Source organism: Burkholderia sp. Bp9099, assembly GCF_003857805.1.
Lineage (GTDB): Bacteria > Pseudomonadota > Gammaproteobacteria > Burkholderiales > Burkholderiaceae > Burkholderia.
Genome location: NZ_QTPU01000010.1, coordinates 101,671 through 124,717 on the forward strand (window position 1 = coordinate 101,671; position 23,047 = coordinate 124,717).

Below are 23,047 nucleotides of genomic sequence, written 5' to 3' on the forward strand. Positions count from 1 at the left end.
AGCGACGCAAGCGACACAAGCGACACAAGCGACACCACACTGCCCGCACGACACCGCTTCAACCTACCGCACTGACGCACGATGCGCCGGTGCGGTGAATCGGCGATGCCGTGAAGCGTCAACGCTTGCGATACGCGTCGAGCGACGCCAGCGCATTGCCGTGGAAGTCGAACAGCGTATTGTTGTCCCACTGATCGCCCGCGCCCAGCTTCCAGCCGACACCCGGCGTCGGGATCCATTCCGGCTCCCACCAGAACACGCCCTTGCCGCGATTGCCCGGCACGCCCTTTACGATATCGACGACCGCCGCGAGGAACTGCGCCTGGCCGGCCGGCGACGGCGGGAACGCGGTCGAGCCGGTGTTCGTCATCGCATTCGGCTCCGAGTCGCCGTCGCTGGTGGTCCACGGATACGCGGTCTCGACGACGATCAGCTCCTTGTCGTAGCGCACGGCGAGATCGTTCGCGTTGGTGCGCAAGTCGTCGAGCGCGCCTTGCCACTGCGGGTAATACGACAGGCCGATCACGTCGAACGCGACACCGCGTTGCGTCGCGCTGTCGAACCACCAGCGGCTTTTCGCGTTGTCGCCGCCGCTGTCGATGTGCAGCATCACCTTGATGCGCGGATCGACGGCCTTCACCGCATCGTGGCCCGTCCTCAGCAGTTGCGCGAGGTTATCCCACTGGTCGTAGCGGCCGAGCGGCCACAGCATGCCGCCCGTGATCTCGTTGCCGATCTGCACCCACTCGGGCCGCACGCCGGCGCGCTGAAGCTGGCGCAGCACGTCGGTCGTATAGGCGGACAGCAGCGCGCACGTATCGGCGAGATTCTTGCCGGCCCATGCATGCGGCGGGTATTGCTTGCCGGGGTCGGCCCACCAGTCGCTGTAGTGGAAGTCGATCAGGATGCGCATGCCGAGCGCGGCCGCGCGCTTCGCGAGCGCCACGACATGGGCCGCGTCGTTGTAGCCTGCCGCATCGCTCTGGTTCGCGGGGAAGAAATCCGGATTGCCGGGATCGTTCCATACCTTGATGCGGATCGAATCGACGCCATGCGCATGCAGGATCTTCAGGCAGTCGCGCGGCTGCCCGCGGTCGAAGTACCGTGCACCGTGCGCCTCGAGTTCCGGCAGCGTCGACACGTCGGCGCCCATCGCGAACGGGATACCCGCGCTGCCTGCGGCGCGCGCGACGCCTTGCGCGACGGCCGGCAACGCGCCGGCCAGGTCGACGCATGCGAGCGCCGCGGTCGAGACGCTCCAGCGCAACATCGATCGTCTGTTCATCGTCATCCTCCAGTATCGGGCCCGGTCGATCGATCGCAGGATCGCGGGCTCCATCGGTTTAAGCGCTTAAATTTCGGCCTCGACACGAGGCCGGATCGAGCGTAGCGCAGCCGCCGATGCCAACGCAAAGAACGCGTGCGTTGCCTACTATCTGGCGACGGGCGTGGGGACGGAGAGGAGAGACAGGCGGATCGATGTTGCGCCCGGTGCAGAGCCGTGCTTTTTCTCAGGTGCCGTTCGTGGCGAATCTGTCGAGATATGACCGGGCTGCGACGGCCTCGCCGTCAATCAAACCCCGAAGAACGCCAAGCCCGCGATCACGATGCCGATTGCGGCCACGCCAATCGAAAGGCCCTGCATCCATGAACGGCGCGTGAGGATCGTGATCGCCGCCAGCGCGATCGAGATCTGGATGACGGTCGTCGCCTGCGACCACCGATGGTGTCGGTGCATCCGCGCCTCGCTGGCCGCGTTGTTCTTCTCGACTTCCTTTTCGAGCGCCTCGGCTTGCGCCCGGATCGGTTCCTTGTCGGCGCGGTATCGTGCGGCGTCCGCCTCGAACCGCTTTCGCTGCGGCGACGATTCCGGGCTCAACGCCGCGCCGAGTTCGGCGAGGTTCTGCTTGTTGCCCTTCGCCTGATAGTAGGCCCACTGGTTCGCAGCCTCGGTTTTCCGGATCGCGGCGTCATTCTTGTAGAGCAGCGCGAGGCTTTCGTCGGCACCGCTCTGGTAGGCCGATATCGCACCGAAGCAGGCAAGCACGGCCGTCAGCACGGCGATGCGCGACGTACCTTGATCGCCGCCGTGAGCCGCATGATGTTCCACCGCATGGTCGTGAGGGCCATGAACTTCGTATTCTTCAGACATCCGTAAGCAACCCGCAAGAGTTGAATGAAATCCGGCGCCGGCCGACTGCGCACGGACGCTCGATCGCACATGGGAGTCTGACACAGGTTTGCGTGCTGGCGATGCTTTCGCGAGACGCGCCAGCCGGCGAGTCTCGCGCCATGTTCAGCGACGGATCCGGATCCTCTGGGACCGCATCGCGGCGGATAAACGATAAACCTCAGGCGGCCGCTGCCTGGACGGATTCGGTATCCCGGTTGACGTGATTGACCCAGTGGTTTCGGAGTGGGCATGCCGACCGGTGTACATGGCAGTTTGCGGACTGGCGCGTTCGCATGCGACCCGACCCGACCCGGCCCGACGTGTCCGCTACCGCTACCCGCGAACGCCGACCCGATACCGCGTCGTCTGGCGATAGGTCCGGCCCGGACGAAGGATGGTTTCGTCGCGCAACGCGTCCATGTTGACCTGGTTCGGAAAGCACCCGGCTTCGACGCACAGCGCCGCGTGCCGCCGGCACGCCACGCCGCCGCTCACGCGCACGCCGTCCAGATAGTTGCCCGTATAGAGCTGCAGCCCGCGCTGGTCCGTCGACACGGCAAGCTCCCGGCCGCTTTCCGGATCGTAGATCGATGCGACGGGCCGCACGCCGCGCCCAGGCTCGCGCAGCACATAACAATGGTCGAAGCCGCGCCCGCGCGTGAGCTGCGCATGCGGCCAGTCGAGGCGCGCGCCGATCGGCGCGCTCTGCCGGAAATCGAACGCGCTACCCGTCACGGCGGCGGTGCCGGTCGGGATCAGCGCATCGTCCACTTCGACGAACGCGTCGGCGTCGATCTGCAGCAGATGGCCGCGCACGTCGCTGCCCGCGCGCCCGCTCAGGTTGAAGTAGCTGTGATTGGTCAGGTTCAGCGGCGTCGGCGCATCGGTCACGCCCGCGTAGTCGATCGTCAGCGTGCCGTCGTCGTCGAGCGTATAACGCACCTGCACCGTCACGTTACCCGGAAATCCCGCATCGCCTTCCGGCGAATCGAGCCGCAGCGTCAGCCCGCCACGGTCGTCGACCACGTCCCAGCGCGCGCGGTGAAAGCCGCTCGCGCCGCCGTGCAGCAGGTTGCCGTTCTCGTTGCGGTCGAGTGTGTGGTCGACGCCGTCGAGCGCGAAGCGCGCATTCGCGATCCGGTTCGCCCAGCGGCCGACCGTCGCGCCGAGGTAGGCGCCCGATTCGACGTAGTCGGCCGGCGTGTCGTGCGCCAGCACGATATCGGCGAAGCGCCCGGTGCGGTCGGGGGCGAGCCACGACACGACGGTCGCGCCGAGATCGCTGACGACGACGCGCATCCCGTGCGCGTTGCGCAGCGTGTAGCGCCGCACCGGATCGCCGCCGGGCAGCGTGCCCCACGGTTCGGACGGAATGCGGCCCGCGTCGGATGCCGGGCGGGGAGAGTCGGTGTCGATATGCATGAGTGGGTTCGCTCGTGAGCGGTGAATTCAGTGGGCGGGCGCGGTGCGCTCCTGGTATTCGCGCGGGGTGCAGCCGAGTTCGCGGCGGAATACCGCGTACATGTATTGCAACGACGTGAAGCCGCAGCGGATCGCGACTTCCGCGCTCGACGCGTTGCGGCTCGCGAGCAGCGCCTGCGCGGCCTCGAGCTTGTGACGCAGGATTTCCTGGTGCACGGTGCGCTGCAGTTCGCGCCGGAAGTGTTCTTCGAGCAGCGAGCGCGACACGCCGACATAGTCGGCGACCTGTTCGGTCTTGATCCCCTGGCACGCGTACTGCCGGATGAAATGCCGCGCGCGCATCACGTGCGGGCTCGCGAGCGGCTGGTGGCGCGTCGATTCCAGCACGTTGATGCCGACCGGCGGCACGAGGATGCGCTGCCCGGGAAAACGGGCGCCGCGCAGCATCCGGTGCAGCAGGTGCGCGGCGGTGCGGCCCATTTCCTCGGTGCCCTGGATCACCGACGACAGCGGAATGCGCGTCAGCGTGCGCGTGAGCGGATCGTTGTCGATGCCGATGATCGCGACCTGTTCCGGCACCGCGATGCCGGCGAGCAGGCACGCCTGCAGCAGATGCCGCGCGCGCGCATCGGTGACCGCGATCACGCCGACGGGCTTCGGCAGCGCATGCAGCCAGCCGATCAGCTGCTCGATCGCGTGATTCCAGCCCGACGCGCTCGTCGACAGGCCGCGGTAGATCGGCGCGTCGAGCCCGTCGGCGCGCGCGAGGCGATCGAACGCGAGCTCGCGCTGCTGCGCCCAGCGGTTCTCCTGCGCGACCGGCAGGCTGTACATCGCGAAATGCGCGAGCCCCGCGCCGATCAGGTGCGTATAGGCGAGCGACACGAGCTTCGGGTTGTCGGTCGCAATATATGGGACGCCGTGCGGATACTGCGCGGGATCCTCGTACGACGAGCCGACCGCGACGATCGGCAGCGGCGAGCCGGCGAGCGCGTCGGCGACGGCCGGATCGTCGAAGTCCGCGATGATGCCGTCGCCGTCGAAGCGTTCGATGCCGGCGAGCCGGCAGCGGAAGTCGTCCTCGAGGAACAGGTCCCACACGACGCGCGTCGTGTGCAGGTACTGGCCGATGCCGCTGATGATCTCGCGGTCGTAGACCTTGTTCGCGTTGAACAGCAGCGCGATGCGGTGCGGTGTCTGGGCGGAAGAGGCGCGGGTCATGTCGGTCTCGGGGCGGGCGCCGCTCGGGCGTCTTGCCGTTGTCTCCGGGGCGCGCGGACGGTGCCGCGCGATGCTCTGGTGTCCGGCGATTGTAGGCCGGAACGCGCACCGCGCGCAGCGGCTGGCAAGAAACGTTAAGCATGCTGCGCAATTTCGCAATTGCCGGCCGGCAGGCGCGCGGGCACGATCCAGCCAACCGGATTCGGCCGCGTGCGTCGTCGTCGCGACGCGCGTTGCGCCGCAACAAGACCCTGCACGGAGACGCCATGTCGTATTTCGAACACATTCCCGCGATTCGCTACGAAGGTCCGCAGTCGGACAACCCGCTGGCTTACCGCCATTACGACGCCGAGAAGCGCGTGCTGGGCAAGACGCTCGCCGAGCATCTGCGGATTGCCGTCTGCTACTGGCATACATTCGTGTGGCCGGGGCACGACATCTTCGGGCAGGGCGCGTTCCAGCGGCCATGGCAGCAGCCGGGCGACGCGCTCGAACGTGCGCGCATGAAGGCGGACGCGGCATTCGAGTTCTTCACGAAGCTCGGCACGCCTTTCTATACGTTCCACGACACCGACGTCGCGCCGGAAGGCGACACCCTGCGCGAATACGCGGCCAACTTCGCGCGGATGGTCGACTATCTCGGCGAGCGCCAGCAGGCGAGCGGCGTGCGGCTGCTGTGGGGCACCGCGAACCTGTTCTCGCACCCGCGCTTCGCGGCGGGCGCCGCGACGAACCCGAACCCGGACGTATTCGCGTGGGCCGCGACCCAGGTGTGCCATGCGCTCGACGCGACGCACCGGCTCGGCGGCGAGAACTACGTGCTGTGGGGCGGCCGGGAAGGCTACGAGACGCTGCTCAATACCGACCTGAAGCGCGAGCGCGAGCAGTTCGCGCGCTTCCTGTCGATGGTGGTCGAGCACAAGCACCGGATCGGCTTCACGGGCGCGCTGCTGATCGAGCCGAAGCCGCAGGAGCCGACCAAGCACCAGTACGACTACGACGTCGCGACCGTGCACGGCTTTCTCGTGCAGTATGGACTGCAGAACGAGATCCGCGTGAACATCGAGGCGAACCACGCGACGCTCGCCGGTCATTCGTTCCATCACGAGATCGCGAATGCGTTCGCGCTCGGCGTGTTCGGCAGCGTCGACGCGAACCGCGGCGATCCGCAGAACGGCTGGGACACCGACCAGTTCCCGAACAGCGTCGAGGAGCTGACGCTCGCGTTCTACGAGATCCTGCGCCACGGCGGCTTCACGACCGGCGGGATGAACTTCGACGCGAAGGTGCGGCGCCAGAGCGTCGATCCGGAAGACCTGTTCTACGGCCATGTCGGCGCGATCGACGTGCTCGCGCTCGCGCTCGAGCGCGCGGCGGTGCTGGTCGAGAACGACCGGCTCGACGCGCTGCGCCGGCAGCGCTACGCGCAGTGGGACGACGCGTTCGGCCGCAAGATCCTGTCGGGCGGTTACACGCTGCAGTCGCTCGCGGACGACGCGCTCGCGCGCGGCGTGGACCCGCGGCACGCGAGCGGCGCGCAGGAGCGGCTCGAGAACATCGTGAACCAGGCCATCTACGGGCTGCGCTGACGCCATGTATCTCGGACTCGATCTCGGCACGTCGGGCGTGAAGGCGGTGCTGCTCGACCGCGACGGTGCGGTGCGGGCGAGCGCGAGCCACCCGTTGACGGTGAGCCGGCCGCGGCCGCGCTGGTCGGAACAGGCGCCGCACGACTGGTGGGACGCCGCCTGCGGCGCGCTCGCCGCGGTCGTCGCCGAAGCCCGCGCGGGCGGCATCGATCCGCGCGGCATCGCCGCACTCGGGCTCACCGGCCAGATGCACGGCGCGACGCTGCTCGACGCGCATGGCGACGTACTGCGCCCCGCGATCCTGTGGAACGACGGCCGCGCCGATGCGGAGTGCGCGGAACTCGAGCGGCTCGCGCCCGCGCTGCGCACGGTGGCAGGCAACGTCGCGATGCCGGGCTTCACCGCACCGAAGCTGCTGTGGGTGCGCCGGCACGAGCCCGATGTGTTCGCACGCATCGCGCACGTGCTGCTGCCGAAGGATTATCTGCGCTACCGGCTGACCGGTGCGTTCGCAACCGATCCGTCGGATGCCGCCGGCACGCTGTGGCTCGACGTCGCGAAGCGCGACTACGACGACACGCTGCTCGGCGCGTGCGGGCTGTCGCGCGCGCAGATGCCGGCGGTGTTCGAGGGCAACCGCGTGACGGGCACGCTGCTGCCGGCCGTCGCGCGCGCACTCGGGCTGCGCGAGATCCCGGTGGTGGCCGGCGGCGGCGACAACGCGGCCGGCGCGGTCGGCGTGGGGATCGTGCGGCCCGGCGATGCACTGCTGTCGCTCGGCACGTCGGGCGTGTATTTCGCGGTGTCCGACGGGTTTCGCGCCAACCCCGAATCGGCGGTGCACAGCTTCTGTCACGCGTTGCCCGATACGTGGCACCTGATGTCGGTGATGCTGAACGCGGCCGGCTGCATCGACTTCACCGCGCAACTGACCGGTTACGACGACGTCGCGGCGCTGCTCGCCGATGCCGAGGCGAACGCGCGCGCGAGCCGCCCGTGGTTCCTGCCTTACCTGAGCGGCGAGCGCACGCCGCACAACGACGTGAATGCGAAGGGCGTCTTTTATGGGATGACGCCCGATACGCAGCGTGCGGATCTCGCGAACGCGACGCTCGAAGGCGTCGGCTTCGCGCTGCTCGACGGCATCGACGCGCTGCATGCGGCCGGGCTCGAGCCCGCCGGCATCACGGTGATCGGCGGCGGCTCGCGCAGTGCTTACTGGACGCAGATGCTCGCGGACCTGAGCGGACGCGCGCTGACGCTGCGCGCGGGTGGCGAAGTCGGTCCGGCGCTCGGTGCCGCGCGCCTTGCTCGCCTCGCGCTCGAACCGGATACGCCGCTCGGCGACGTGTGCCCGCAACCGCCGGTCATCGCGGTGCGCGAGCCCGATCTCGCACGGCACGCGTGGTATCGCGACATGCGGCGGCCGACGTTTCGTGCGCTTTATCGCGCGCTCGAACCGGTGTTCGCGACGGGTGCGTGACGCGCGGATGGCGAGCGCGGTTCGCATCGCACGATGCCGCGCGTTGCGAGGACTCGATGCGGGCGGCGCACTCATGCGCCCGCCCGATGTTCGTGAGGTTGTTCGACAATTTCGATAACAAGGAGTGGAGACAATGAAATCCGTGACGCGTCGTACCGTATTGAGTTCGCTTGCCGGCGCCGCTGCGCTGGCGATGTTCGCGCTGGGCGCGCCGCTCGCGCATGCGAGCAAGGACAAGCCCGAGATCGGCTTCTGCATCGATGACCTGCGCGTCGAGCGCTGGTCGCGCGATCGCGACTATTTCGTCGCGGCCGCGACGAAGCTTGGCGCCAAGGTATCCGTACAGTCGGCCGACGCGAGCGAGGCGCGGCAGATCTCGCAGATCGAGAACCTGATCTCGCGCGGCGTCGACGTGATCGTGATCGTGCCGTTCAATTCGAAGACGCTCGGCAACGTCGTCGCCGAAGCGCGCAAGGCCGGCATCAAGGTCGTGTCGTACGACCGCCTGATCCTCGACGCGGACGTCGACGCGTACATCTCGTTCGACAACCAGAAGGTCGGCGAGCTGCAGGCGCAGGGCGTGTTCGACGCGAAACCGAAGGGCAATTATTTCCTGCTCGGCGGCGCGCCGACCGACAACAACGCGAAGATGCTGCGCGAGGGCCAGCTGAAGGTGCTGAAGCCGGCGATCGACCGCGGCGACATCAAGGTCGTCGGCCAGCAGTGGGTGCCGGAGTGGAGCGCATCGACCGCGCTGCGGATCGTCGAGGACGCGCTGACCGCGAACAACAACAAGATCGATGCGATCGTCGCGTCGAACGACGGCACCGCAGGTGGCGCGATCCAGGCGCTCGCCGCGCAGCATCTGGCCGGCAAGGTGCCCGTGTCCGGGCAGGATGCGGACCTCGCGGCCGTCAAGCGCGTGATCGCCGGCACGCAGACGATGACCGTCTACAAGCCGCTGAAGCTGATCGCGAGCGAAGCCGCGAAGCTCGCGGTCGATCTCGCGAAGGGTACGAAGCCCGCGTTCAACGCGCAATACGACAACGGCAAGATGAAGGTCGACACGGTGCTGCTGCAGCCGACGCTCCTGACGAAGCGCAACGTCGACGTCGTCGTGAAGGACGGCTTCTACACCCAGGCCCAGCTCGCGAGCCAGTAACCGCTCGATGGGCATGATGCACGCGGCCGGCGAGGTGCGGCCGCACATGGTCCGGCCGCGTGCGCACTGCGAGGCAATGAACGTATGACCGAACCCTTGCTGACGATGCGCGGCATCGTCAAGGCATTCGACGGCGTGAAGGCGCTCGACGGCATCGACCTGACCGTGCGCCCCGGCGAGTGCGTCGGCCTGTGCGGCGAGAACGGCGCCGGCAAGTCGACGCTGATGAAAGTGCTGTCGGGCGTCTACCCGCACGGCACGTGGGACGGCGAGATCCGCTGGGAAGGCGCGCCGCTCGTTGCGTCCGGCGTGCGCGACACCGAACGCGCGGGCATCGTGATCATCCACCAGGAACTGATGCTGGTGCCCGAGCTGTCGGTCGCCGAGAACATCTTCCTCGGCAACGAGATCACGCTGCCCGGCGGGCGCATGCACTATGCGGAGATGGTGCGGCGTTCGGAAGCGCTGCTGCGCGAGCTGCGGATCGACGCGATCAACGTCGCGCAGCCGGTGATGAACTACGGCGGCGGCCATCAGCAGTTGATCGAGATCGCGAAGGCGCTGAACAAGCGCGCGAAGCTGCTGATCCTCGACGAGCCGTCGTCGTCGCTGAGTGCCGCCGAGACGCGCATCCTGCTCGACATCGTGCGCGACCTGAAGCGCCGCGGCGTCGCGTGCGTATACATCTCGCACAAGCTCGACGAAGTCGACGCAGTGTGCGACACGGTGACCGTGATCCGCGACGGCCGCCATGTCGCGACCGAGCCGATGCGTGCGCTGACCACCGACCGGATCATCGCGATGATGGTCGGCCGCGAGATCCGCAACCTGTATCCGCGCGAGCCGCACGAGATCGGCGACGTCGTGCTGGAGGCGCGCAACGTGACCTGTCACGACGTGGCGAACCCGCGCCGCAAGCGCGTGGACGACGTGTCGTTCAGCGTGCGGCGCGGCGAGATCCTCGGCGTCGCCGGGCTCGTCGGCGCGGGTCGCACCGAGTTGATGCAGGCGATCTTCGGCGCGTATCCGGGGGCGAGCACGGCGACCGTGCGGATGAACGGCCAGCCGCTCGCGATCCGCTCGCCGGCCGATGCGATCCGCGCGGGCATCGCGATGGTGCCGGAGGATCGCAAGCGCCACGGGATCGTGCCGCAACTCGGGGTCGGCCACAACATCACGCTGTCGGTGCTGCGCCGTTTCGCCGCGCGCGGGCGGATCGACGCGGCCGCCGAGCTCGATGCGATCCACACCGAGATGCAGCGGCTGTCGGTGCGCGCGGCACACCCGTTCCTGCCGATCGCGAGCCTGTCCGGCGGCAACCAGCAGAAGGCCGTGCTCGCGCGGATGCTGCTGGCCGACCCGCAGGTGCTGATCCTCGACGAACCGACGCGCGGCGTCGACGTCGGCGCGAAGGCCGAGATCTACCGGCTGATCTTCGCGCTCGCGAAACGCGGCGTCGCGCTGATCGTCGTGTCGTCGGAGTTGCCGGAAGTGCTCGGGCTCGCCGATCGTGTGCTGGTGATCGGCGAAGGCGAGCTGCGCGGCGATTTCGTCAACGACGGTCTCACGCAGGAACAGATCCTCGGCGCCGCGCTGAAGCCCGCGCGGCAGCCGTCCGAACCCATTGCAGCGAGTGCGTCATGAATACCGAACTTTCTTCTTCCCCCGCCGTGCCGCCGGGCGCCGACGCGCGTCGCACGCACGGCCATCCGCTGCGCCAGGTGTTCGTGCGCTACAAGGTCCTCGCGCTGCTGTTCGCGGTCGCGGCGATCTGGGTGTTCTTCTCGGTGCTGACCGACGGCGCGTTCGTCACGCCGCGCAACGTGTCGAACCTGCTGCGGCAGATGTCGATCACCGGGATGCTCGCGTGCGGCATGGTGTTCGTGATCATCGCGGGCGAGATCGACCTGTCGGTCGGCTCGCTGCTCGGGCTGCTCGGCGGTGTCGCGGCGATCCTCGACGTCAATCGGCACTGGCCGGTCGCCGTGACGGTGCCGGCGGTGCTCGCGCTCGGCGTGCTGGTCGGGCTGTTCAACGGCTGGTGGTCGACCTACCGGCGCGTGCCGTCGTTCATCGTCGGGCTGGGCGGGATGCTCGCGTTCCGCGGGATCCTGCTCGGCGTGACGGGCGGCTCGACGATCGCGCCGGTGTCCGACGGCTTCGTGTTCATCGGCCAGGGCTATCTGCCGCGCGCGGCCGGCGACGGCCTCGCAGTGCTGCTGTTCGCGCTCGTCGCGCTGCTGGTGCTGCGGCAGCGCGCCACGCGGCACCGCTACCGGCTCGCCGTCGCGCCGCTGTGGCAGGACGTCGCGAAGGTCGTCGGCGCCGGGGCCGTGCTGTTCGCGTTCGTCGCGACGCTCGACCGCTACGGCGGCATTCCGGTGCCGGTGCTGCTGCTGCTCGCGCTGCTCGGCGCGTTCTCGTGGATCGCGACGCAGACCGTGTTCGGCCGGCGCATCTATGCAGTGGGTTCGAACCTGGAGGCGACGCGGTTGTCGGGAGTCGACACCGATCGCGTGAAGCTCGCGATCTTCGCGCTGATGGGGCTGATGTGCGCGTTCGCGGGCATCGTCAACACCGCGCGGCTCGCGGCCGGCTCGCCGTCCGCTGGCACGATGGGCGAGCTCGACGCGATCGCCGCGTGCTTCATCGGCGGCACGTCGATGCGCGGCGGGTCGGGCACCGTCTACGGCGCGCTGATCGGCGCGCTCGTGATGGCGAGCCTCGACAACGGGATGTCGATGCTCGACGTCGACGCGTACTGGCAGATGATCGTCAAGGGCGCGGTGCTGGTGCTGGCCGTGTGGATCGACGTGGTGTCGCGCTCGAACCGGCGCTGAGGCGGCGTTCTACCGCGCCTGCGCCTCGATGAAATCGACGCACGCCCGCGGCGGCGCCGGCGCGACGCGCCGCTGCGGGTAATACGGATAACCCCGCGCGGGCGTCCGGCGACGGGCCGTTGACCTGCGCGACGCCTCAATGCAGCGAAATCCGGCGCCCGTTCCGCGACTACGTGCGGTCGCGATGGCGCGCGCGCGTCGCGCCCGTGATCACCGCGATGCCGAACAGAATGACGGCGACGATCTCGATGATGTGCTGCGACACATGCAGCGTCATCAGGCCCCATGCCACGCCGGCGATGAAAACGATCCATCCGAGCAGGTAGATAAGCAGGGTCATCACTTTTCTCCTGTAATTGTGGGTCATGACGCCGGTTGCCTGTGTTGCAACATTTGCCGGGCAACCGGCAATCCGGGATGTGCGCATATTTCGTACCCGGTGCGGCCGCGTCGTGCCCGGGCCGCGGGCGAGGCGCCTGCGTAGTGGTCGAATCGCGTTACGACGCTGCCGTGACGTCGGCCGGCGCCAGCCCGATTGGGCGCTTACGCATGCGATCCTCGACGTCGTTCTGGCCCGCGCGCCGGACATGGAAGGCGACGAAACGGGAAGTCCAGACGCCTTTTTTTGAAAATCCGGTGAGGGGGCAACGGCAATTTTCCGACACGCTATCCCCGAGGCAGTGGCACAGCGTCGTGGATCTCACCGGATCGATCGTGCGCAGGCGTCTACGTCGGACACGAACATCAGGATCGCGCGGCGAGCCAGTTCCGAACGAGTCGCGCAACCTGCTTCCGGCGCTCGATCATCACCATGTGCCCTTCGCCTGGCAGCGCATGATGGGTCACCGACGGCACCCACGCGGAAGTTTCGAGCGCCGCGTCGGCGAAGATCGGGTCGTCGGCGCCGCCGACGATCAACGTATCCGCGCGGATCCGCCGCGGCCACGGCGAATCGTCGCGTGCATCGTCACGCAATGCGCGCAGCGTGCGGACAATGACGTGTCGTTCGTTGACCGATGACGCGACGTGGCGGCGTCGACTGAACAGCGCCGCGCGCAGGAGCATGTTGCGCCAGCTGGCGCGGAAGCATCCGGACATCGTTTCGAGCAGACGGACGAAATCGGAGCGGGTCGTATGCACGATTTGCTGCTCGATGAGCCGGCAGCCGTTCGGGGCAAGGCGATGCGCGCTCGACACCAGCCCGAGTCGCGAGACGCGTTCCGGGTGGGCGGCCGCAAGGCGCGCCGCCACGACGCCGCCGAACGAGATGCCGATGAGCGTCGTGCACTGCCAATGCGCGGCGATGCCGCGCGCGAGATGCTCGACGATGTCGGCGATCCGGTATTGCGCACCGGGCTTGTCAGGATACCCGAGCAGCACGAATGGCGTGTCGGGCGGCAAGATACCGGCGACGCGGAGCAGGTCGCGCCGCAGCCGGCGCGAAGTCGTCTTCGAGACGAAGGCTTGTCCGCCGTTCAGTACGATGACCGCGGGCGGTTCGCTACCCACCTGTGCGGCCAGGATGCCGCCGTCCAGTTGCATCGTTCGAACGCGACGAGCACCGATCCGGAACGCGGTCGATTCGTCCGGTATGCGGTTCATGCGCTACCTCCTGATGAAAAGGTGCCGGCATCAACGCCGGGCAAGCATGCCGACGGTTAATGGCTTATAGGCTCCGTCGACAATTCAAAATATGACGGATGTCCGTCGTACGCACTGAAACAGAAAATGCCCGATGCGGCGCAGCGGGCGTTCTGGCGTCCGGTTACCGTCGGGTTTGGTAACGGACTATCGATTAAAGACCACGCTTTAAACGCCCTGCATAATCACTGGCTGCTTCATTCAGTGAATGGCTGGTGTTGATTGTCGCGATCAGTTCCTCCACGAACCACGGAAGGACGAGCGTCGTTTCTGCGCTCGACAAAGCGACCTTCACGCGCTGCGAAGCGTAATCCGGTTGAGGTAGCGTCACGGGCAGAGCGCCATTGGATTGCGGCGTGTCAGCCGCAATGGCTTGCGCGTTCGAAAGCTGCGCATTTATCAAAAGCGCAAATGCCATGATTGCGTGTCGGACAGGTTTCTTCATTTTTCGCCATTCCCTGCGAGAGAATATGAATCGGAAAAGCAGGGAAATGATCCTAGCGAATCTGCTGCGCGAAAAGTATGTGAAATTTGTCATTATCTGTGCGAAAGCTCATGCTGAGTGTCCGCGTGGACACATGCACTCGGACCTAGACGACCGAGAAGCGAGACCTTCGAAGCAGAACGGCGATTGGCCGCTGACGGGAAACCGAATCGAACTGGAACGCGTAGGCGATCGACGCAAACAGGCTACGCGGTGCGCCCGGCGTGACCCACGGGCTGTCGCAGGAACTGACGGAGGTGGCGCGATCGAACAGGTCGTTCAGCGCGCGCGCTCGAATGGGTAATGAAGCGTCGCGTCCGCACCGATGTCCGACGTGAACGACGGTGCGAACGGATCGCGTTTGCCCGGCACCGTATCGCGGACGCTGCCGTTGTTCCAGGTCATCGCGACGAAGCGGTAGCCGCCGACGCCGCCCACGGGCGGCGCCGTCGCAAGGATCGATGGCCGCTGCCGGTTACGATGCCGACAACCTGACCGACACCCCCGTCGCCGTATAAACCGGCGTCGCCTTGAACCCGTCGACCGTCACCGTCGAGAACTTCGCGGAAGCCGCCGCGCCGTCGATCAGCGCGATCGTGTCGCCGGCCTTCGGCGCATAGCCGTTCACGAACTTCACGTGCAGCGTGCCGCCGGCGACGGTGAGCGGGCCGCCCACGCGCAGGCGTCCGCCGCCGTTGCCGTCGATGTCGAGTTCGAGCGTCGTGTCGTCGAGCTGGGTGTAGCGCGTCGCGATCGTGACGGGTGCGCTTGCCGCGATCTTCACGCTGCCGCCGGCGCCGACGTACACGTCGCCGGTGCCGAACGCGCTTGCCGATGCCGCGGCGAGCGTGCCGCCGCTGACCTGCGTGCCGCCCGTATAGCGGTTGTCGCCCGCCAGCGTCAGCGTGCCGGTGCCTTGCAGCGTCAGCTTGCCCGCGCCCGCGATGTCGTTGCGCCACTGGTCGGCCGCATTGAGCCCGCCCTGCGACGCATCCATCGACACGATCACGTTGCCGTTGAACGCGCCGTAGCCGTCGCCCGCGGCGAACAGGTTCAGGCGGCCCCAGCCTTCCGCATCGTCCATCACCGGATAGCCGGACTGCACTTCGGTGGTCTTCAGCACGACGCGCCGCTGGTCGGCGCTCAGGTACGGAAAGCGCGTCTGCAGCAGCACCTCCGCGCCCTTCGGCACGACGGCCGGTGCATTGGTCGATTCGATCGCGCCGAAGCCGAACGTCATGCGGCGCGTGAAAGCAGCCTTGTTGGTCGCGTAATCGGCGAACCGGTCGGTGGCCGTCGTGCCCGAATGCGCGAACGCGGCGAAGGTCGCGCCGGTCGTCCCCGTGAGTTGCTGAAGCGCCTGGTGAGCCTGACCGTACGCGGCCTGCGCGTCGCTCGCGTACGCGGTGAGGTTCGCCGCGCTGATGGCCAGCGCGAGCATGCGGCCGCCGATCACGTCGAGCGGCGAGTGCATGCCGGCGAGGATCCGGTTCTCGCCCAGTTCGAGGCCGCGGCTGACCATCTCCTGGAAGCGCTCCGGCACGAGCCACGCCATCGTCATCGCGTCGCGCATCGCTTCGGCCGTGTGGCCGCTGATGAAGCCGCCGTCGGTCGCGGGCGTCGCGCTTTCCGCCGGCACGAGCGTCGGCGCGACGACCACGCTCGCGCTCCAGCGGTACGGCCGTGCGTACTTGTAGAAGCGCTTCGACGGTTCGGTCGACGCGTTGTTGCCCATTTCGTTGAGCAGGTCGACGACTTTCCCGAAGTTCGCGTTGGCGCTGCTGCCGACGCCGACGTTGTTGCCGCTGTCGTTGTACAGCACCGTGGTGGCGTCGGCGGGCACGCTGGTGATGCTGGTCGTCTGCTGCGCGGCCGTGCGCCACGCGTCGGTGAGCGGGCCCATGCCGTCGGTCACGCTGTAGCCCTTGCCGCGCCGGTCGTCGAAGTAGGCGGCATCGGCCTGCTGTTGCGTGCGCGCGGTCGTTGCGTTGATCACGTATTGAACATTGGCCGCCAGCACCGTGTCGTTCAGGATCGTGCCGCATGGCGTGCCGCTGCCGGGCAGGCCCGAGCAGGTCGACGGCGAGATCGCCGGGAACGCGCCGTTCGCGGCCGCGGTCACGCCCGCGTCGACGAGCATCGTCGACGGCTGCCACAGGTCGAGGAAGCGGCTCACCACGCGTACCGCGGCGTTGGTCGACAGCGTCGCATAGCGCGCGTCGCCGCGCTGGTTGGTCGCGATGTTGTCGACGAAGGCCGGCACGCTCGGCACGGGTGCGCTGTCGACGAAGCCGGGGTCGGCCGGCGGCGCCGGCATGGCCGCGCTGGTCGGGGTGGTCGACGCGACATCATCGCCGCCGCCGCACGCGGCGAGAACGATCGCACTCGACAGCGCTGCGACGTGCAGCGGGAAACGGCTTCGTGACGCAAACATGCAAAACTCCATCCGGTGTGTTGAAGATGGCGGATTGTCGTGGGCGATCGTGACGCAGCCGTTAAGGATTTGTTGCGGGGCGCGGTCGAAGCGCGCGAATGCTCACTATTTGGTGAATTCGTGATACTGAACGTGATGGACGAGGCGAGCGGGCCATCGGCGGCGCATCGCAACGTGCCGGCCATGCGTGCGTCCGGCCGGACTGGTGTTCCCCGGAACGACGACGATAACCGGCGCGATCACGCCGCCTCGGCGGCCGAATCCGCGTCCGCGCGGCACACGCGGTTTCTGCCGTGCCGCTTGGCCGCATAGAGCGCGAGGTCCGCCTGATGCGACAGCGCATGCACGGTCCGCGGGTGCGCGCGATGGCCGGTCGCGCAGCCGATGCTGACCGTGAACGGCGGAATCGTTGCATCGAAGCCATCGAGCCGGCTGTGCTCGACGGCGCGCCGGATCGCTTCCGCGACTTCCGCGGCGCCGCTTTCGTCCGTATCGGGCAGCACCGCGACGAATTCCTCGCCGCCGTAGCGTGCAGCGATGTCGCCGCGCCGCCGCACGTTCGCGCGGATGCATTCGGCGAGAAAGCGCAGCGCCGTGTCGCCTTGCGCATGGCCGTAGCGGTCGTTGTATTGCTTGAAGTGGTCGGCGTCGATGAACAGCACCGACAGGCTGCCGCCGCTGCCGCGCTGCAGCCGCTCCCATTCGTCGGCGAGCGCCGCATCGAGCGCGCGACGGTTGTGCAGGCCCGTCAGCGGATCGGTGCGCGTCTGGTCGGTGAGCAGCGTCTGCTTGCGCAGGTTGTCGCGCAGCGCGAACGCGAGCAGCCACACCACCGCGCAGAACAGCGCGCCGATGACGGACGCCGACACGCCGACCGTCCACGTCAGGCGCGTGATGCCGGCCAGCACGTCGCCCTCGGCCGGGGCCACGACCGCGATCAACGGCGTGCCGGGCACGTGCTGGTACGTATAAAGCCGCGCGACGCCGTCGATGCTCGAGCGCGCCGCATAGAAGCCCGAGTCGCGGCTCAGCATCTGCACGAACGACTTCGTGCGGCGCAGCCGGCTGATCTGCTGATCGCTCAACGGCGGGTTTCTCGCGAGGATCGTGCCGTCCGCGCGCAGGATCGCGCTGACGCCGTGCGGTCCGACGTTCAGGCGCGACAGCAGGTGATCGAAGTAGGCGAGGTCGATCGCGACCACCACGATGCCGTCGAACGAGTGATCCGGCCGTTCGATGCGCCGCGACAGCGCGATGGATCTCGTGCCGCCGCGCGAACGTGCGCTATACGCCTCGGACACGTAGAGGCCGACGTTGTGCGCATCGCGATGAACCTTGAAGTAGTCGCGATCGCTGAAATCCCAGTTGTGGTGCGGGCCGCAGCATCCGTCGATCTGCCGGCCGTCGCGGTTCGTCACGCCCATGCCGGTCATGTATTGCGCGGTCGTGCGCTCGAACAGCACGTCGTGACGCAGCCCGGTGTCGATGCGCGCGACCGCGGGGTTGCGGAGGTTGGCGGCGAGTGCGACGAGCGCATTGTTGGACGTTTCGACGGTGCGCCCGATCTCGCTGACCAGGACGGCGGCGACGTTGCGCGACGTCTCGTGCGCATGTTCGACCACTTCGCTGCGTGCGGCCCACAGCGTGGCCGCGCTGATGCCGAGCGCCGCCAGCGACATCAGCGTGCCCAGCACGCCGACGATCAAGTAATTGCGGCCGGCCCAGTCGGCAATTTTCTCGATCGAAGTGGGTGCAGGCATGGCTGGCGCTCGTGCGGGAAGTTCGCTGCGTCTGCAGCGGCGCGGGTCAAATCCGGGTTAACGGCAAGTATGCCCGGAAATCGAGGCCGATTCGCGCCGCGATCGCCGCACCCGGCGCCGCAAACGTGTGCGGCAGCGGCGCACCGCGCAACGGGCATGCAGCCGCGGCGGCGCCGGGCGGCTGCACGCGCCGGCGCGGGATCAGTCGAGCCCGCCCTGGCACAGGTACTTGATCGACAGGTAGTCGTCGAGGCCGTAGCGCGAACCTTCGCGGCCGTAGCCCGATTCCTTCACGCCGCCGAACGGCGCGGCCTCGCTCGCGAGCGCGCCTTCGTTGATCCCGACGATGCCGGTTTCGAGCCGCGCCGACACGCGCGCGATGCGCCGCACGTCCTGCGTGTAGAAATACGCGGCAAGCCCGAACGGCGTGTCGTTCGCGGCATCGACGGCCTCGTCCTCGGTATCGAACCGGAACAGCGCGGCGACCGGGCCGAAGGTTTCCTCGCAGGTCAGCTGCATGTCGGCGGTGGCGTCGGCGAGCACCGTCGGCGCGTAGTAGTGCGGCCCGAGTTCGGTCAGGCGCGTGCCGCCCGTCAGCACGCGCGCGCCGCGCTCGATCGCGTCGGCGACGTGGCGCGCGATCTTGTCGACCGCGCGCGCGTTGATCATCGGGCCGATCTGCGCGGCCGGGTCGGTTGCAGGCGCAACCTTCAGCGCGGCAACGCGCGCGGCGAGCTTCGCGGCGAAGGCCTCGTAGACGCCGGCCTGCACGTACACGCGGTTCGGCGACACGCAGGTCTGGCCGCCGTTGCGGAACTTGGCGGCCATCAGCCCGTCGACCGCGGCGTCGAGTTCGGCATCGTCGAACACGATGAACGGCGCATTGCCGCCGAGCTCCAGCGACAGCTTCTTCAGCGTCGCGGCCGACTCGCGCGCGAGCAGCTTGCCGACGGGCGTCGAGCCGGTGAACGTGATCTTGCGCACGCGGCCGTCGGCGAGCCAGTCGGCCACCGCGTCGATGCCGCGTTCGCGCGACGCGGCGATCAGGTTCAGCACGCCGGGCGGCACGCCGGCTTCCTGCGCGAGGAAGGCCAGCGCGAGCGCGGTGAGCGGCGTGTCCTCCGCCGGCTTCGCGACGACCGTGCAGCCGGCCGCGAGCGCGGGCGCGATCTTGCGCGCGATCATCGCGAGCGGGAAATTCCACGGCGTGATCGCGGCGACGATGCCGATCGGCTCCTTCACCGCACTCAACCGCTTGCCGCGCTGCTGCTGCGGAATCAGATCGCCATACGTGCGCGTCGCTTCCTCGGCGAACCACTGCACGTACGACGCGCCATAGGCGACTTCGCCGCGCGCTTCGGCGATCGGCTTGCCCTGTTCGCGCGACATCAGCTTCGCGAGATCGTCGGTGTGCGCGACGATCGCCGCGTGCCACGCACGCAGGATCGCGGCGCGTTCGCGCGCGGGCGTCGCGCGCCAGCCGGGCAGCGCGCGTGCGGCCGCGTCGGTCGCGGCGCGCGCGTCGGCGGCGCCGCTGTCGGGTGCGTGGGCAACGAGGTCGAGCGTCGCCGGATCGGTGACGTCGAAGCGACGGCCGTCGAGCGCGTCGCGCCAGGCGCCGTCGATCAGGTTGGCGGTGCGAACGAGTTCGGTGCGGGACAGCGTAAGCGGCATGACAGGTCCTTGGGTGAGGCGGTTCGGCGGCGACGCCGGCGCGCGACGACCCCGCGCGGACAGCGGGCTGCCGCGTTCAAGGGTGCCGCGTGCCGCGGTCAGTGCCGTTCGCCGAACAGCGATTCGAGCGGGTAGTGCCGTTTGACGAACGGCGACTTGATGATCACGTAACTGAAATACTTCTCGATGCCGATGTTCTGCTCGAGCAGCCCTTCGACGATCGTCTGGTAATGGCTCACGCTGCGCGTGATGAACTTCAGCAGATAGTCGTAGCCGCCGCTCGCGAGGTGGCATTCGACGATCTCGTCGACGTTGCGGATCGCCGCGACGAAGCGGTCGAAGTCCTCGCGCCGGTGGTCGGCCAGCGTGACCTCGGTGAACACGACCTGCACGTCGCCGAGCTTCTCGAGCTGGATGTGCGCGCCGTAGCCGCCGATGTAGCCGGCCTTCTCGAGCCGCTTCACGCGGATCAGGCACGGGCTCGGCGACAGCCCGACCGCATCGGCCAGCTCGACGTTGGTCATGCGGCCGCGCTTCTGCAACTGGGAGAGGATGCGCAGGTCGATGCGATCCAGCTTGCTGTCCGTCATGGTTACGTGAGAGGGGAAAAAATGGAATGTCCGGTTACTTTAGAGTCGAACGATGGCCGCCACAAGCCCGGCTTTCCCTCGGCCCGTCAGGCCGGCTGCGCGTGCGCGACGTCGAGCGCGCGCTGCACGCCCGGGTCGGCCAGCACGTCGTCGAGCGTCTTGCGCACGCGTTCGAACATCAGGTCGAACTCGCCCGCGGTGAAGCTCAGCGCCGGCGCGAAACCGAGCACGCCGTCGCCGAACGCGCGAAACACCACGCCGTTCGCGTACGCGGCCGCCGCGATCTTGTCCGGCACGTTCAGCGCCGGGTCGAAGCGCGTCTTGTGCGCCTTGTCGGCCACCAGCTCGAGCGCGCCGAGCAGGCCGGCCGAACGCGCGTCGCCGACGAGCGGATGCGCGCGCAGCGCATCGAGCCCCGCCGCGAAGCGCGGCGCCAGCGCCTGGCCGTTCGCGAGCAGCCCGCCTTCGTGATAGAGCTTCAGCACCTCGAGGCCGATCGCCGCGCTGACCGGATGCGCGGAATACGTATGCCCGTGACCGACCGCGGCAGACTCCGCGCGGCTGCCCGCGATGCCTTCGTAGATTTCGTCGGACATCAGCACCGCGCCCATCGGCGCGTAGCCGGCGGTCAGGCCCTTCGCGACGGTCATCAGGTCCGGGTCGACCTGTTCGGTCTCGCACGCGAACAGCGGCCCCGTGCGGCCGAAGCCGGTGATCACCTCGTCGGCGACGAACAGGATGCCGAGGCGCCGGCACGCGTCGCGCATCGCCTTCAGCCAGCCGGCCGGCGGCACGATCACGCCGCCGGAACCCTGCACCGGTTCGCAGAAGAACGCGGCGACGTTGTCCGCGCCGAGTTCGGCGACTTTCGCTTCCAGCGCGGCGACCGACGCGCCGATCAGCGCCTGCGGATCGTCGCCGAGCGGATGGCGGTACGGGTAGGGCGACGGGATGTGATGCTGGTCCGCGCGCGGCAGGTCGAAATGACGGTGGAACGCCGGCAGCGCGGTCAGGCCGGCGCCGATCGACGACGAGCCGTGATAGCCGCGTTCGAGCGCGATCATGTGCTTCTTCGACGGGCGGCCGGTCGCGTTGAAATAGTGCGTGATGAAGCGCACCGCGGAGTCGACCGCGTCCGAGCCGCCGAGCGTGAAGTACACGCGGTTCAGCGAAGGCGGCGCGAGCGCGGCGAGCCGCTCGGCCAGCTCGATCGCCGGTTGCGAGCCGAAATGGAAATAGCCGGTCGCGTAGGGCAGCTTCGCCATCTGGTCGGCGGCGGCCTTCACGATGCTGTCGCGGCCGTAGCCGACGTTCACGCACCACAGGCCCGAGAACGCATCGAGCAGCGTATGGCCGTCGGCGTCGCGCAGGAACACGCCGCTCGCGGAGTCGAGGACGGTGACGCCGCGCGCCTCGTGCACGCGGTAGTTGACGACGGGGTGGATCAGGTGTTGACGATCGGCTTCGATCAGCGCGGCTTGGTTCATGGCGGGGAGGGACTCTCGTCGGGTGTCAGCGTGAGTTCATGCTACCGGGCGAGAAATCCGCACGTGTCTTCAATTTGCGCCCTGAAACGTATGAAAACGGTGTTTCCACGGGACGCTTCGGCATTTTCTGCTGCGCGCCCCGCCGGGCCGGGCGCGCGCGTCAGTAGCCGCGCGCGCGATCGACGACGCCGATCATCGGCTGGCCCGCGCGGTGGCGCGCGAGGTTCGCGAGCACGGCGTCGACCGCGGTATCGGGCCGCGTCGCGCTCGCGATGTGCGGCGTGATCCGGATACGCGCGTGGGTCCAGAACGGGTGGCCGGCCGGCAACGGCTCGGGGTCCGTCACGTCGAGGATCGCGCTGTCGAGCCGGCCGCTCGCGAGCGCCGCGAGCAACGCGGCCTCGTCGAGCTGCGGGCCGCGCCCGACCTGCACGAGCGACGCGCCGGCCGGCAGCGCGTCGAACACGCGTGCGCCGAGCAGCCCGCGCGTGCCGTCGGTGAGCGGGAGCAGGCAGATCAGGATGTCGGTGCGGGCCAGGAACGCGTCGAGTGCCGCGTCGCCCGCGTAGCAGTCGATGCCGTCGAGCGTGCGCGGCGTGCGGCTCCAGCCGGCGCACGGGAAGCCGAAGCGCCGCAGCGTGTCGAGCACGGCCTGGCCGAGCGTGCCGAGCCCGAGCACGCCGACGCGCCGCGACGCGGCCGCGCGCACCGGCCGCTCGCGCCACACCTGCGCGCGCTGCTGCGTCGCGTAGTCGAACAGGTCGCGGTGGATCGTCAGCACCGCCTGCGTTACGTACTCGACCATCCCTTCGACGATGCCCGGCTCGATCATCCGCACGACCGGGATGTGCGCGGGCACGCGCGACAGGTCGAACTGGTCGATGCCGGCGCCGACGGAGAACACGACTTCGAGATTCGGCAGCAGCGCGGCCGGATCGTCGGGCGGCTGCCAGGCGGCGAGATAGCGGACGGTTTCAGGGTCGCCGAGGTCCGGCCAGATCCGGAACGGGAGGTCGGGCGCCTGTTGCGCGAAGCGCTGCGCCCATTGCGCGCCGCGCACCGGGTCGGCCTTGTAGAGAAAGCTCAT

At 68.4% G+C, this 23,047-nt stretch carries 19 protein-coding genes; 5 read left to right on the forward strand and 14 right to left on the reverse strand.

Going from position 1 to position 23,047, the window contains the following annotated elements:
* Positions 1 to 118: 118 nt before the first annotated feature.
* From DIE17_RS13410 to DIE17_RS13425, 4 genes are all read right to left on the reverse strand, one after another.
* Positions 119 to 1,285: an arabinogalactan endo-beta-1,4-galactanase gene (locus DIE17_RS13410; protein ID WP_124646169.1), complete on the reverse strand. Its 1,167-nt coding sequence runs from the start codon at positions 1,283 to 1,285 to the stop codon at positions 119 to 121.
* A 288-nt stretch (positions 1,286 to 1,573) separates the two neighbouring features.
* Positions 1,574 to 2,152, reverse strand: a complete 579-nt coding sequence (locus tag DIE17_RS13415; protein ID WP_124487374.1) for a DUF4337 domain-containing protein — start codon at positions 2,150 to 2,152, stop codon at positions 1,574 to 1,576.
* 354 nt (positions 2,153 to 2,506) lie between these two features.
* The gene (locus DIE17_RS13420; protein ID WP_124920977.1) at positions 2,507 to 3,595 is read right to left on the reverse strand and encodes an aldose epimerase family protein; all 1,089 of its coding nucleotides are present in this window, start codon (positions 3,593 to 3,595) and stop codon (positions 2,507 to 2,509) included.
* A 27-nt stretch (positions 3,596 to 3,622) separates the two neighbouring features.
* A complete protein-coding gene (locus DIE17_RS13425; RefSeq protein ID WP_124522717.1) occupies positions 3,623 to 4,816 on the reverse strand; it encodes a XylR family transcriptional regulator in 1,194 nt (397 codons plus the stop codon).
* Positions 4,817 to 5,082: 266 nt separating this feature from the next.
* Between DIE17_RS13425 and xylA the strand changes: the two genes are divergently transcribed.
* The 5 genes from xylA to DIE17_RS13455 all read left to right on the forward strand — a co-directional run bounded on the left by xylA (position 5,083) and on the right by DIE17_RS13455 (position 11,890).
* Entirely contained in the window at positions 5,083 to 6,405 is a 1,323-nt protein-coding gene (xylA, locus tag DIE17_RS13435; protein WP_124570963.1) for a xylose isomerase, read from the forward strand.
* 4 nt (positions 6,406 to 6,409) lie between these two features.
* Positions 6,410 to 7,888 (forward strand): xylulokinase, encoded by a 1,479-nt coding sequence (xylB, locus tag DIE17_RS13440; protein WP_124920978.1) that lies wholly within the window; start codon positions 6,410 to 6,412, stop codon positions 7,886 to 7,888.
* Positions 7,889 to 8,021: 133 nt separating this feature from the next.
* Positions 8,022 to 9,050: a D-xylose ABC transporter substrate-binding protein gene (gene xylF, locus DIE17_RS13445; protein WP_124487285.1), complete on the forward strand. Its 1,029-nt coding sequence runs from the start codon at positions 8,022 to 8,024 to the stop codon at positions 9,048 to 9,050.
* A gap of 84 nt (positions 9,051 to 9,134) precedes the next feature.
* On the forward strand, positions 9,135 to 10,694 hold the full coding sequence (gene xylG, locus DIE17_RS13450; protein ID WP_124570961.1) for a D-xylose ABC transporter ATP-binding protein: 1,560 nt from the start codon (positions 9,135 to 9,137) through the stop codon (positions 10,692 to 10,694).
* Positions 10,691 to 11,890, forward strand: a complete 1,200-nt coding sequence (locus DIE17_RS13455; protein WP_044844279.1) for a sugar ABC transporter permease — start codon at positions 10,691 to 10,693, stop codon at positions 11,888 to 11,890. Before xylG ends, DIE17_RS13455 begins: the two co-directional genes overlap by 4 nt.
* A gap of 169 nt (positions 11,891 to 12,059) precedes the next feature.
* Here the strand turns inward: DIE17_RS13455 and DIE17_RS37400 are convergent, their stop codons facing one another.
* From DIE17_RS37400 to DIE17_RS13495, 10 genes are all read right to left on the reverse strand, one after another.
* Entirely contained in the window at positions 12,060 to 12,230 is a 171-nt protein-coding gene (locus tag DIE17_RS37400) for a hypothetical protein (RefSeq protein ID WP_185640854.1), read from the reverse strand.
* Between the two features lie 404 nt (positions 12,231 to 12,634).
* The gene (locus DIE17_RS13460; RefSeq protein ID WP_124487283.1) at positions 12,635 to 13,492 is read right to left on the reverse strand and encodes an alpha/beta fold hydrolase; all 858 of its coding nucleotides are present in this window, start codon (positions 13,490 to 13,492) and stop codon (positions 12,635 to 12,637) included.
* 193 nt (positions 13,493 to 13,685) lie between these two features.
* Positions 13,686 to 13,976, reverse strand: coding sequence for a hypothetical protein (locus tag DIE17_RS13465; RefSeq protein ID WP_124920979.1), 291 nt, complete (start codon positions 13,974 to 13,976; stop codon positions 13,686 to 13,688).
* A 318-nt stretch (positions 13,977 to 14,294) separates the two neighbouring features.
* Complete coding sequence (locus DIE17_RS37405) at positions 14,295 to 14,453, reverse strand: hypothetical protein (RefSeq protein WP_185640853.1); 159 nt, start codon at positions 14,451 to 14,453, stop codon at positions 14,295 to 14,297.
* 37 nt (positions 14,454 to 14,490) lie between these two features.
* Positions 14,491 to 16,449 carry a phosphatase PAP2 family protein gene (locus DIE17_RS13470; protein ID WP_124920980.1) on the reverse strand — a complete coding sequence of 653 codons (1,959 nt, stop codon included), beginning with the start codon at positions 16,447 to 16,449 and terminating at the stop codon, positions 14,491 to 14,493.
* A 239-nt stretch (positions 16,450 to 16,688) separates the two neighbouring features.
* Complete coding sequence (locus tag DIE17_RS13475; protein ID WP_124893501.1) at positions 16,689 to 18,209, reverse strand: GGDEF domain-containing protein; 1,521 nt, start codon at positions 18,207 to 18,209, stop codon at positions 16,689 to 16,691.
* Positions 18,210 to 18,410: 201 nt separating this feature from the next.
* Complete coding sequence (locus tag DIE17_RS13480; protein WP_124920981.1) at positions 18,411 to 19,883, reverse strand: NAD-dependent succinate-semialdehyde dehydrogenase; 1,473 nt, start codon at positions 19,881 to 19,883, stop codon at positions 18,411 to 18,413.
* A 98-nt stretch (positions 19,884 to 19,981) separates the two neighbouring features.
* A complete protein-coding gene (locus DIE17_RS13485) occupies positions 19,982 to 20,473 on the reverse strand; it encodes an Lrp/AsnC family transcriptional regulator (RefSeq protein WP_006749694.1) in 492 nt (163 codons plus the stop codon).
* A gap of 86 nt (positions 20,474 to 20,559) precedes the next feature.
* On the reverse strand, positions 20,560 to 21,960 hold the full coding sequence (locus DIE17_RS13490; RefSeq protein WP_124666647.1) for an aspartate aminotransferase family protein: 1,401 nt from the start codon (positions 21,958 to 21,960) through the stop codon (positions 20,560 to 20,562).
* Between the two features lie 160 nt (positions 21,961 to 22,120).
* Complete coding sequence (locus DIE17_RS13495) at positions 22,121 to 23,047, reverse strand: 2-hydroxyacid dehydrogenase (RefSeq protein WP_044844274.1); 927 nt, start codon at positions 23,045 to 23,047, stop codon at positions 22,121 to 22,123.

Coding starts and splice junctions, on each gene's coding strand:
- DIE17_RS13410 (WP_124646169.1), bottom strand. CDS start 1,285: ATGAACAGACGATCGATGTTGCGCTGGAGCGTCTCGACCGCGGCGCTC.
- DIE17_RS13415 (WP_124487374.1), bottom strand. CDS start 2,152: ATGTCTGAAGAATACGAAGTTCATGGCCCTCACGACCATGCGGTGGAA.
- DIE17_RS13420 (WP_124920977.1), bottom strand. CDS start 3,595: ATGCATATCGACACCGACTCTCCCCGCCCGGCATCCGACGCGGGCCGC.
- DIE17_RS13425 (WP_124522717.1), bottom strand. CDS start 4,816: ATGACCCGCGCCTCTTCCGCCCAGACACCGCACCGCATCGCGCTGCTG.
- xylA (WP_124570963.1), top strand. CDS start 5,083: ATGTCGTATTTCGAACACATTCCCGCGATTCGCTACGAAGGTCCGCAG.
- xylB (WP_124920978.1), top strand. CDS start 6,410: ATGTATCTCGGACTCGATCTCGGCACGTCGGGCGTGAAGGCGGTGCTG.
- xylF (WP_124487285.1), top strand. CDS start 8,022: ATGAAATCCGTGACGCGTCGTACCGTATTGAGTTCGCTTGCCGGCGCC.
- xylG (WP_124570961.1), top strand. CDS start 9,135: ATGACCGAACCCTTGCTGACGATGCGCGGCATCGTCAAGGCATTCGAC.
- DIE17_RS13455 (WP_044844279.1), top strand. CDS start 10,691: ATGAATACCGAACTTTCTTCTTCCCCCGCCGTGCCGCCGGGCGCCGAC.
- DIE17_RS37400 (WP_185640854.1), bottom strand. CDS start 12,230: ATGACCCTGCTTATCTACCTGCTCGGATGGATCGTTTTCATCGCCGGC.
- DIE17_RS13460 (WP_124487283.1), bottom strand. CDS start 13,492: ATGAACCGCATACCGGACGAATCGACCGCGTTCCGGATCGGTGCTCGT.
- DIE17_RS13465 (WP_124920979.1), bottom strand. CDS start 13,976: ATGAAGAAACCTGTCCGACACGCAATCATGGCATTTGCGCTTTTGATA.
- DIE17_RS13470 (WP_124920980.1), bottom strand. CDS start 16,449: ATGTTTGCGTCACGAAGCCGTTTCCCGCTGCACGTCGCAGCGCTGTCG.
- DIE17_RS13475 (WP_124893501.1), bottom strand. CDS start 18,209: ATGCCTGCACCCACTTCGATCGAGAAAATTGCCGACTGGGCCGGCCGC.
- DIE17_RS13480 (WP_124920981.1), bottom strand. CDS start 19,883: ATGCCGCTTACGCTGTCCCGCACCGAACTCGTTCGCACCGCCAACCTG.
- DIE17_RS13485 (WP_006749694.1), bottom strand. CDS start 20,473: ATGACGGACAGCAAGCTGGATCGCATCGACCTGCGCATCCTCTCCCAG.
- DIE17_RS13490 (WP_124666647.1), bottom strand. CDS start 21,960: ATGAACCAAGCCGCGCTGATCGAAGCCGATCGTCAACACCTGATCCAC.
- DIE17_RS13495 (WP_044844274.1), bottom strand. CDS start 23,047: ATGAGCTTTCTCTACAAGGCCGACCCGGTGCGCGGCGCGCAATGGGCG.